The organism is uncultured Devosia sp. (assembly GCF_913055165.1).
GTDB lineage: Bacteria > Pseudomonadota > Alphaproteobacteria > Rhizobiales > Devosiaceae > Devosia.
Genome location: NZ_CAJXJS010000086.1, coordinates 1 through 11,109, shown reverse-complemented (window position 1 = coordinate 11,109; position 11,109 = coordinate 1). Strand labels below are relative to the sequence as shown.

Sequence of the window (11,109 nt, the reverse complement as noted above, 5' to 3'; positions counted from 1 at the left end):
ACCGAGGCGATGCTGACCACGGCCACAATCCTGGCCGAGATGATCGCTACCAGCGATTTCGACAATCTGATCAAGCCGGGATCGGATATCGATCTCAGGCGGCCTCGCATGTTCAATGGCGTCAGCTTCACCGATGGCATCGCGCTCGGTACCGTGGTGCTGCACGACCCGCGCGTGGTGGTGACCAATTTCATTGCCGAGGATACCGAGGCGGAAAAGCAGCGTCTCGAAAAGGCGCTGGCCTCCATGCGGGTCTCGATCGATGCCATGCTCGATCATGGCGACATGCAGCCGACCTCCGACCATAGGGAGATTCTCGAGACCTATCGCATGTTCGCCAATGACCGGGGCTGGGTGAACCGGCTGACCGAGGCGATCGACAACGGCCTTTCGGCCGAGGCGGCAGTCGAGCGGGTGCAGAACGACACAAGGGCGCGCATGCAGCGGCAGACCGATCCCTATATTCGCGACCGGCTGCATGATCTGGATGACCTGGCCAACCGGCTATTGCGGGTGCTGACTGGTGACGGAGAGGCGCTGGGTCGCAAAGACCTGCCCGACAATGCCATTCTCGTCGCCCGCAACATGGGCCCGGCAGAACTGCTCGAATATGACCGCAAGAAATTGCGCGGCGTGGTGCTCGAAGAGGGCGGCGCCACCGCTCATGTCGCCATCGTGGCGCGCTCGCTGGGCATCGTGGCGGTGGGCCAGGCGCAATCAATCGTCTCCATGTGCGAGACGGGCGATGACATCATAATCGACGGGCCCCTGGGCCAGGTGCATTTGCGGCCCACCCCCGATGTCGAACAGACTTACGTCGACAAGGTCAAGATTTCGGCCAAGAGGCGGGCGCATTATGCGGCCCTGAAGGACAGGCCGAGCGTCACCAGGGACGGCGTCGAGATCACGCTGCTGCACAATTCGGGTCTCGTGGCTGACCTGCCGATGCTGGACGACACCGGTGCGGCCGGTGTCGGGCTTTTCCGGACCGAACTGCAATTCATGATCGCCAGCCGCCTGCCGCGCCTGCAGGAACAGGTCGATCTTTATGCGGAGGCCATGGAGATCGCCGGCGACCGGCCGGTGGTGTTCCGTCTGCTCGACATCGGCGGCGACAAGGTGGTGCCCTATCTGCGCTCGGCGGCCGAGGAAAATCCGGCCATGGGCTATCGCTCGATCCGGCTGGGGCTGGACCGCCCCGGCCTGTTGCGCACCCAGATCCGGGCACTGTTGCTGGCAGCGCGTGAACGACCGCTCAAGATCCTCGTGCCCATGGTCACCGAGACCTTCGAGTTCCGCCAGACCAAGCTGGTGCTGAAAAAGGAAATCGAGCGGCTGAAGCGCGCCGGCCAGCCTGTTCCCGAAAAAGTCGAGATCGGGGCGATGGTGGAAGTGCCCTCGCTGCTGTTCGAACTCGACCAGATCATGCCCGAAAGCGACTTCGTCTCCATCGGTTCCAATGACCTGGTACAGTTCCTGACCGCGGCCGACCGCGCCAATCCACGCGTTTCCAAGGCCTATGACCCCATCGCCCTGCCGCGGCTGCGGGCCATCCGCCTCGTGGTCGACGCTGCGGCGCGACACAACAAGCCGGTTACCATGTGCGGCGAGCTGGCCGGAAAGCCGATGGAGGCGCTTGCCTTGATGGCCATTGGCATGACGCGGCTCTCCATGGGGCCTGCTTCGATCGGTCCGATCAAGGAAATGATTCTCAATCTCGAGCTGAAACCGATCCAGGCGGCTGTTTCCCAAGCGCTGAGCGTGGGTGCAAACGGGCATTCGGTGCGCGAATTGCTGACCGAGTGGGTGGACAAGCAGAAGCTGCCCATGGGGTAGGGGCGGCATTGGCCGCTTGATGTTGGGCGCCGGGGTCATTACACCCCGGCTGTCTCCGGCTTCTGGCCGGACCCCATCCTGAGACCCGTGCAGGGCAACCATCTCAAGATGGGCACCGGACGATGCCGGGAAGACAGAAGAAGTCGCGGTTGCCACGCTGAAAGACCAAGAATGCCCAGCCTACCCCAGGATAAGCTCGACGCACTCGAAACGCGCTTTCAATATATCGAAGCCGCGCTGAGCGGTGGCGCCAGCCCGGATGAGCTCGCCCGCCTATCCAAGGAGCATTCCGATCTCAGCGAGATCGTGAGCGAGATCACGGCCTACAAGAAGGCTCTCAGGGATCGGGCAGAGGCCGAAGCGTTGCTCAAGAGTGGCGACAAGGAAATGGCCGAGATGGCCGAGGCCGAGATCGAGGACCTCGACGAAGCCATCGAAAAACTCGAACAGACAATTCGCATCCTGCTGCTGCCCAAGGACGAGGCAGACGAAAAATCCATCATTCTGGAAATCCGCGGCGGTACGGGCGGCGACGAAGCTGCCCTCTTCGCCGGAGATCTGTTCCGCATGTATGAGCGCTACGCGGCCGCGCACGGCTGGAAAGTGACGGTGATGGAGGAAAGCCCTGGCGAAATGGGGGGCTTCAAGGAAATTATCGCCAATGTGTCGGGCAAGGGTGTCTATGCGCGCATGAAATATGAAAGCGGTGTGCATCGCGTGCAACGTGTGCCGGCGACCGAGGCGTCGGGGCGCATTCATACGTCCGCGGCGACGGTCGCTGTGCTGCCGGAAGTCGAAGACATCGATATCGAGATCAAGCCCGAAGACATCCGCATCGACACCATGCGCGCGTCAGGCGCCGGCGGGCAGCACGTCAACACCACCGATTCGGCGGTGCGTGTGACTCATATCCCCACCGGCATCGTGGTCACCTCGGCCATGAAGAGCCAGCACCAGAACCGGGCGCAGGCATTGGTGGTGCTGCGGTCGCGACTGTATGAAATGCAGCGCGAGCAACGTGACAGTGCCCGGTCCGCCGAACGCAAGGGCCAGGTGGGGTCGGGCGACCGGTCCGAGCGTATCCGCACCTATAATTTCCCGCAGGGGCGTGTGACCGATCACCGGATCAATCTGACGCTCTACAAGCTGGACAAGGTGATTGCCGGTGAGGCGCTGGACGAATTGATCGAGGCATTGATTACCGAGAACCAGGCGGCGCAACTGGCCGCCATGGAGCAGGGCAACTGAGCGAGCCGGTCAGCATCGGCACGCTTTGGCGCGGCTGGCGCGACGTGCTGTCCCGCTTGGGATTCGAAACGGCCGCCCTTGATGCCAAATTGCTGACGGGCCATGGCCTGGGGCTCGACGCCCTGGCGCTGGCAACCCGTGAGCTGGAGCCGGTTTCCGTCGATGGCGCAGCGAGCGTTGCCGCGCTCGTGCAGCGGCGCATGAGCGGTGAATCGGTGGCCCGCATCATTGGCGAAAAAGAGTTCTACGGACTGGCCTTCCGGCTCAACGCCGCGACGCTTGAACCACGACCGGATACGGAACTGCTGGTCGATCTGGCGATAAAAGCCCTACCTCAAGGGGGGCGGCTGCTTGACCTGGGCACCGGAACCGGTTGCGTTCCTATTGCTGTCTTGGCCCACTGCCCCGACGCCAGTGGGCTGGCCACAGATATCAGTTCCGAAGCGCTCGGCATGGCTGAGACGAATGCCCGTAGCAACGGGGTGAGCGAGCGCCTCGCCCTGGCGCAAGGAGACTGGTTCGAAGCGCTCACCGCCATACCCTCGACAGCGGGAGATGAGAGGTTTGACGTCATCACCTCCAACCCGCCCTATATTGCCAGTGCCACAATCGAGACGCTGGCAGCGGAGGTAAGACATTTCGATCCGCGCCTGGCACTGGATGGCGGGCCGGACGGGCTGGCGCCCTATCGAGTTATCGCGGCAGCGGCGGCGCATTTCCTGCGTCCCGTGGGACAGGTACTGGTCGAGATCGGATATGACCAGGGGGAGAGCGTCAGCGCGCTCTTTTCCCGGCATGGCTTTGCCGAAGTCACCGTTCACAAGGACCTCAACGGTCTTGATCGTGTGATATCGGCGCACCACTTGAGGAGCGTATAGACCGGGCCGGATGGGCAAATGCAGTTTGTGCTAGTCAAACCCGGGCAAAGCAGTTAGTTTGTAACTGCTGTCAATGGCGCATCATGGGCGCCGCGGCGATCACACCCGATCCAAAATGCTATCAGCTGCTGGTGCAGCGCGGTTCCGGAAGTCCGGGACGACGCGAGGGACGGGACGGACTTGTCCAGGGTCGCTGCCGACCGCATTCGGTCTTCATGAAGCCAGTTAAGATTCCGCCCGGTGCGCACTTACCGCCGACGGGGTCAGGGGCCAGATCGGGCCTTTGCCGATCCGCCCAGTGATGTGACGCTTAGCTTTTAAGAGTAAGACAAAGCGACCCTATGAGACCTAATCAGAACAAGAACCGGCAGCGTGGCCGGAACGGCGGACGCAAACATGTCAATCCGCTGTCGCGCAATTATGAGAGCAATGGCCCCGACGTGAAGGTGCGCGGCAACGCCGCCCATATCGCCGAGAAATACCTGCAACTCGCCCGCGATGCCCAGTCCTCCGGCGATTCGGTGATGGCCGAGAATTACTTGCAGCACGCCGAGCACTATTTCCGCATCGTATCTTCTGCCCAGCAGGCAATGAGTGGCCCGCGCGATGGTCAGAGCCAGGACGAGAACGAATTCGAAGATGACGGCAACGACGTCAATTCGCGCTTCTCTTCACCCCAGCCGCCCCAGCCCGTGCAACAGGGCGGTGGAGACAGTGAGAGCGACGCGGGTGCGGCCGAAGCCCCCGCTGCCCAACCGACAGAGGAAGCCGCTGCTTCGGCGCCGACTGAGGGCGATGGCGAACAGCCGGCCCGCAAGCCGCGTGAGCGTCGTCCGCGCCGCCGCCGCAATGCGGGGGGTGAAGGCAATGCGGATGCTGGCAATGCGCCGCAGTCGGAGGCACCGGAACTGCCGGCCTTCCTGACTGGAAATGCGGCCGAGTAGAACGCTGCAAATCGACTGAAAAATGCCGGGCCCGCGCCCGGCATTTTTGTTTCCGATCAAGGACTGGAGATGTCTCCCGGGAGAATCTGCCCTGGCGCCCCTTTTGTGCGCGCGGGGATGACCTACATCTAGGTCAAACGATGCGCCAATATGGGCATGGTTCAAACGACGCTTCCGACGTCATTGCGGTGCCGAAACGGGCCGGATGGCGGGCGAGACAAGGAGAGTTGCATTGAATATCGAGAAATATACCGAGCGGGCGCGCGGCTTCATCCAGAGTGCGCAGACTGCCGCGCTGGGCAAGGGGCATCAGCAGTTTTCGCCCATCCACCTGCTCAAGGTCCTGCTGGACGATGACCAGGGCATGGCCAACGGGCTGATCGAGCGTGCAGGCGGTGATGCCAAGGCCGCGCGCGCTGGTGTTGAAGCCGCGCTGAACAAGATTCCGAAGGTCTCCGGGGATGCCGGCCAGCTCTATCTCAGCCGCGAACTGGCACGCGTCTTCGATACCGCCGAACAGGCTGCGCAGAAGGCGGGTGACAGCTTTGTCACGGTTGAGCGGCTGCTGCTGGCGCTGGTGATCGAAAAGGACACCGATGCCGGCAAGATCCTGAGCTCTGCCGGCGTGACGGCGCAGGGGCTGAACACCGCCATTGAGGAAATCCGCAAGGGCCGTACCGCCGACAGTGCCTCTGCCGAGAGCGCCTATGATGCGCTCAAGAAATATGCCCGCGACCTGACCAAGGATGTGCGCGAGGGCAAGCTTGACCCGGTCATCGGGCGGGACGAGGAAATCCGCCGCACCATTCAAGTCCTCTCGCGCCGCACCAAGAACAATCCGGTGCTGATCGGTGAACCCGGCGTGGGCAAGACGGCCATCGCCGAAGGTCTGGCCATTCGCATCGTCAATGGCGATGTGCCCGAATCGCTCAAGAACAAGAGCCTGCTGGCACTCGACATGGGGGCCTTGATCGCCGGCGCGAAATATCGCGGCGAGTTCGAGGAGCGCCTGAAATCGGTGCTCTCCGAGGTTCAGTCGGCCGAAGGGCAGATCATCCTATTCATCGACGAGATGCATACGCTGGTGGGCGCGGGCAAGAGTGAAGGCGCCATGGATGCGTCCAACCTCCTGAAGCCGGCTCTGGCGCGTGGCGAACTGCACTGCGTCGGTGCGACCACGCTGGATGAATACCGCAAGCATGTCGAAAAGGACCCGGCCCTGGCCCGGCGTTTCCAGCCGGTCTTCGTGTCCGAGCCCACGGTGGAAGACACCATCTCGATCCTGCGTGGCCTCAAGGAAAAATACGAGCTGCATCACGGCATCCGCATTGCCGATTCGGCTCTGGTGAGCGCGGCGACGCTGTCGAACCGCTACATCACGGACCGCTTCCTGCCGGACAAGGCCATCGACCTGATGGATGAGGCCGCCGCGCGGCTGCGCATGGCCGTCGATTCCAAGCCCGAGGCGCTTGACGAGCTGGATCGCCGCATCATGCAGCTCAAGATCGAGCGCGAGGCGCTGAAGAAGGAAACCGACGAGGGTTCCAAGACCCGGCTTGAGCGACTTGAGCATGATTTGGCGGGGCTCGAAGAGCAGGCGCAGACACTTTCGGCCAAATGGCTGGCGGAAAAGGAACGCCTGCAGGGCTCGACCAAGATCAAGGAAGAGCTCGACGCTGCCCGTTCACAGCTCGAAATTGCGCAGCGCCAGGGTGATCTGGCCAAGGCTGGCGAGCTGGCCTATGGCGTCATCCCGGATCTCGAAAAGCGGCTTGCCGCTGCCGATGACGCGGATGGCGATGGCAAGCCGGACCCGGTGATGGCCAAGGAAACCGTGGAATCCACCGATATTGCCCAGGTGGTGTCGCGCTGGACCGGTATTCCTGTCGATCGGATGATGGAGGGCGAGCGCGAAAAGCTCCTGCATATGGAAAGCTCTCTCGGCGCGCGGGTCATCGGGCAGACCGAGGCGGTGGCCGCCGTGGCCAAGGCAGTGCGCCGCTCGCGGGCTGGCCTGCAGGATCCCAACCGCCCGATCGGTTCGTTCATGTTCCTCGGGCCAACCGGCGTAGGCAAGACCGAGCTAACCAAGGCGCTGGCGCAGTTCCTGTTCGACGACGAGACCGCCATGGTGCGGCTGGATATGTCGGAATTCATGGAAAAGCATTCGGTCGCCCGGCTGATTGGTGCCCCTCCGGGCTATGTCGGCTATGACGAGGGCGGCGTCCTGACCGAAGCTGTGCGTCGCCGGCCTTATCAGGTGGTGCTGTTCGACGAGATCGAAAAAGCACACCCGGACGTGTTCAATGTGCTGCTGCAGGTGCTCGATGATGGGCGCCTGACAGACGGTCAGGGCCGGACGGTAGACTTCCGCAATACCGTGATCATCCTCACCTCCAATCTGGGGGCGGAATATCTGGTTGAGCTGAAGGATGGCGATCCGGTGGAGCTGGTGCGAGGCCGTGTGCTGGATACCGTCAAGGCGGCGTTCCGGCCCGAGTTCCTCAACCGGATCGACGAGATCCTGCTGTTCCATCGCCTCGGGCGAGAGCATATGGGCAATATCGTCGACATCCAGTTCGGCCGGCTCGAAGCCCTGCTCAAGGACCGGGACATCACGCTGGAACTGACCCCCAAGGCCCGCGACTGGCTGGCCAATGAGGGCTATGACCCGGCCTATGGTGCCCGCCCGCTCAAGCGCGTCATCCAGCGTGAAGTGCAGGATGAGCTGGCCGAGGAAATCCTCTCGGGGGCGGTCAGCGATGGCGGTCATGTGCTGGTCGACGCCGATGACACGGGCATTATCCTGCGACCTGGCGGCAAAGGCGAGGCGGACGCTGCCGCGTAGGTCGTCATAGCGCTCGCGAAGGGCCGGTCGATTGACCGGCCCTTCGCTGTGTCTGGTTCCGATAGAAAATCGGAAGAGGACACATTCCCCTTGTCGGTTGAGCAAAGGTCGTTTAGAACATAACAGGAACAAACGACGATGGAGAGGATCACGCATGGCTGACCGGCTGAACTATATCGAATTTCCATCATCGGACCGCGCCAGGACCAGCGCCTTCTTCAAGGCTGCCTTCGGATGGGGGATCACCAGCTACGGGCCCGACTACGACGGTATTGAAGGCGCAGGAGTTGGCGGCGGCGTGGATCAGGCGCCGGAACGGGTCACCGCCACCATGGCCGTGATCCAGACCGATGACCTGGACGATGCCGAGCGCCGGGTGGTCGCCGCCGGTGGGGTCATCACGCGGGCCCAATATGATTTCCCAGGCGGGAGGCGTTTCCACTTCCGGGAACCGGGTGGCAACGAACTGGCCGTCTATGTGGACCGGCCCGAAACGCTCTAATTGGTCTGCGCCACCGAGACGGGCGCAGGTTCACGGGCCATAAGATCGTTGATCTGGGCAATGGTCTGGTCGAATTCATCGCGATACTGCGCGGCCAGAACATTGTCCTTGGGCAGTTTGACGCTCAGCGGATCGACCAGATTGCCGTTGATCTTGATCTCGAAGTGCAGATGCGGCCCGGTGGACTGGCCGGTCGAGCCCACATAGCCGATAACCTGACCCTGGCGGACCCTTGAGCCGACGCCCAGGCCATCGGCATAGCGCGACATGTGCCCATAGGCAGTTTCGTAGCCATTGACGTGCTGGATCTCGACCTTGTTGCCGTAACCGGATTGCCATTTGTAATAGCTGATCACGCCATCGCCGGCCGCATAGATCGGGGTGCCGGTGCGCGCGGCCAAATCGACGCCGGTATGCAGGCGGCGAGTCTTGAAGATGGGGTGAATGCGGTAGCCGAAGCGCGAGCGCAGCGTGCCGCCACCTTCCAGCGGGCGGCGATTGAGGAAGCGCTTGCCGGTTTCACCGTCGGGGTCGTAGAAATCGACAACGCCGTCGTCGGTGGTGAAGCGATAAAGCTGCCGCGTCGTGCCGGACAGGGTGAGGCTGACATAGAGCAATTCGTCTTCGGCACCTTCGCCGGTGTCGGCCGCCTCGAGTATCTCGATCGTATCGCCCGCGGCAATGCGCTTGGTCATGTCGACGTCATAAGCGAACATGGCGATGATGCGCTCAATGGTCTGGTCGCTCAGATCGTGTTTGCGCCCGGTTTCCCAGATGGAGCGGTAGATGGTCGGCAAGTTGCCGACATTGATCTGCTCGACATCTTCGGCGGGGAAGTCCACCCAATCGGGCTGCAGGCCCACCACATATTGACCGTTGTCGCTCAAGGCTACGGTTGCGATGTGCCGGTCGCCCGGTGCGCCGTCCGGGCGGTAGATGGACATCCTGTAGGGTACCAGGCTCGTGGCGTCCTTGCTCAGCGGTCCATACAGGATGCGCAACCGAATACCGGCGGGCAGTCCTGTCGCCGGCATCAAATTGGCCAGGGTGCTTTCGACCATCTTGACCTGGGCGGGCGTAAAGCCATTGCGTTCCAGGGTATCGGCCAGGGGGCCGATTTCGCGTACCGTCAGGAATCGTTCGGTGCGGCCCAGCGATTCTCCGGAGGCGAGTGTCGTCTTGGGAACCACGGTCACGTTTTCGGCCACCCCGACGATGGTATTGGCCTGATCGACGGCCAGTTCCCGCAGAGATGGCGCCAGGGCGGCGTAGGCAAGGGCCGGACCCGCGCCATCAATGCTATAGGGTGCCCCGACCATGGCGCGCACGAAGTCGGCCGCGCTTTGGTCCGACACACTGCGGCTCGGAACGAAATCTGGGGGTAGCGCTGATTGGTTGACGGCCACCTCGCCGTCGACGTCCGTACCGTAAACGTCCGTGGCGATATCCAATGCGGCGCTTGTCAGCGGCTGGGTCTTGTTGAGAATGGCGACCGGATCATAGGCAGGCACATCCGCAGACAGGGACGTCGCCGTGGTCGCCAGCGTGGCGCTGATGCGCACGAAAGGCTGGTTGCGGATGATCTCCCGACCGTCGACCGTCTGGCGGGTCGAGGCCTCGATGATCTCGCGGTCCGATCGGGTGGCGGCCACAGGTCTGAGACGCGATGTCTTGGAGGTCAGATCAGTGGCCAGCGGCTGATCGATACGCGGAGCGGCCAGATTGAGCGCGGCATAGGCCGTCGAAAAGGTATCCTGTCCCTGAAAGGACACATAGAGGGCCGCACCCATCAACAATACGCTGGTCAGTCCGGTCAGAACCGTCCCGGTCAACCAGGCGAAGCTGAGTTCGCGGCCCTGCGGGATTTCTCCATCGGTGGATTGCACGGTCAGCGCCGGACCGTCCTCATAGCCGGTCGCCTGCAGCATGGCTGCGTGGCGTCGTCTCTGCGTCGCGTTCAACGCTCCATCCTTACACTGGGTGGCGGATCAGGTTTCCCCTGCCGGTTCATCCGGCTTGGACGCCAAGGCGCCGCGCATAACCTACGTATGCGCACGCGCTATAGCAATGGTTATGCCCTATTACCGAAGAATGCGGCAAAACTGGGAGTTCCCTATTCGGTCGCGGCTTCTCCCGACCTCTTGAAATAGCTATGGCCGCCTCCCATTTTGCCTTAGCGGCCGCAAGAAGCGGAAATCACTGGTGATCCAGTCGAGTTTTCCACATGCCCGGCACGGGCCGGAGATGAAAAATGTCGTTTTTGTCATTTGGGGGCTTCCCAAGGGCAAAGGTCATCCCTATAACCCGCCCATCGCTGAAGAGCGCGGCGCCAAACGGCGGCGAACTTGGAAGCAAGCCTCTGAAATCAAATGCAAATTCTGATTTCAGGTTTTCGAGTTTCGGCCTCCGTCGAAAATACGAAAACAGGGTGTTGACAGACGAAAACGTCTCGAATACAACCCGCCAGCGTTGACGACGCGAGCACTTGTTGCTCCCACTGATCAGCGCAATCTGACAGGGCAGACGATCTGCCGGGCAACCGGAAACAAGATCGCGTTCTCTGAAAGACCTTCAGGAAGCCGAGCTTCCGCATGACGTATCAGCCGGTGACGGCGATGGGTCAGTTCTCTGACATTGTGAAGAAAAGAAGAAAGAGAAACGTGGACGGCGATGTTCTTGCGAACGGAAGCCTGGAGCGATCCTGGTGGAAGTTAAGAAGACTTCGATGGGTGCACGTTTTCTGAGGTACACTCTTTAATATGCGCTGACTTTGGTTAGCGCGATTGATGTGTGTCCTCGTCAAGAACGCAAATGTGCATCTAGCGACAATAGTCAGATTTCAAACTTGAGAGT

General features: G+C 61.8%; 7 protein-coding genes. 6 read left to right on the top strand and 1 reads right to left on the bottom strand.

The window, feature by feature from the left end; translation table 11 throughout:
* The 6 genes from ptsP to QZ564_RS17940 all read left to right on the top strand — a co-directional run.
* A partial coding sequence (gene ptsP / locus QZ564_RS17965) for a phosphoenolpyruvate--protein phosphotransferase (RefSeq protein ID WP_297113067.1) occupies positions 1-1,836 on the top strand: 1,836 nt, incomplete at its 5' end.
* A gap of 171 nt (positions 1,837-2,007) precedes the next feature.
* Positions 2,008-3,084: a peptide chain release factor 1 gene (gene prfA, locus QZ564_RS17960; protein ID WP_297113064.1), complete on the top strand. Its 1,077-nt coding sequence runs from the start codon at positions 2,008-2,010 to the stop codon at positions 3,082-3,084.
* Positions 3,018-3,962, top strand: a complete 945-nt coding sequence (gene prmC / locus QZ564_RS17955; protein WP_363312496.1) for a peptide chain release factor N(5)-glutamine methyltransferase — start codon at positions 3,018-3,020, stop codon at positions 3,960-3,962. The genes prfA and prmC overlap by 67 nt, the downstream gene beginning before the upstream one ends.
* Positions 3,963-4,303: 341 nt before the next feature.
* On the top strand, positions 4,304-4,906 hold the full coding sequence (locus QZ564_RS17950; protein ID WP_297113059.1) for a DUF4167 domain-containing protein: 603 nt from the start codon (positions 4,304-4,306) through the stop codon (positions 4,904-4,906).
* A 232-nt stretch (positions 4,907-5,138) separates the two neighbouring features.
* On the top strand, positions 5,139-7,754 hold the full coding sequence (clpB, locus tag QZ564_RS17945; protein WP_297113057.1) for an ATP-dependent chaperone ClpB: 2,616 nt from the start codon (positions 5,139-5,141) through the stop codon (positions 7,752-7,754).
* A gap of 154 nt (positions 7,755-7,908) precedes the next feature.
* Positions 7,909-8,256, top strand: coding sequence for a VOC family protein (locus tag QZ564_RS17940; RefSeq protein ID WP_297113054.1), 348 nt, complete (start codon positions 7,909-7,911; stop codon positions 8,254-8,256).
* Here QZ564_RS17940 and QZ564_RS17935 read toward each other — a convergent pair.
* Positions 8,253-10,217 (bottom strand): M23 family metallopeptidase, encoded by a 1,965-nt coding sequence (locus QZ564_RS17935; protein WP_297113049.1) that lies wholly within the window; start codon positions 10,215-10,217, stop codon positions 8,253-8,255. The two genes, QZ564_RS17940 and QZ564_RS17935, sit on opposite strands and share 4 nt — an antisense overlap.
* Positions 10,218-11,109: the final 892 nt, after the last annotated feature.

Excerpts from the sequence above, each read along its gene's own strand:
- QZ564_RS17950 (WP_297113059.1), top strand. The coding sequence starts at position 4,304 with ATGAGACCTAATCAGAACAAGAACCGGCAGCGTGGCCGGAACGGCGGA.
- prfA (WP_297113064.1), top strand. The coding sequence starts at position 2,008 with ATGCCCAGCCTACCCCAGGATAAGCTCGACGCACTCGAAACGCGCTTT.
- QZ564_RS17940 (WP_297113054.1), top strand. The coding sequence starts at position 7,909 with ATGGCTGACCGGCTGAACTATATCGAATTTCCATCATCGGACCGCGCC.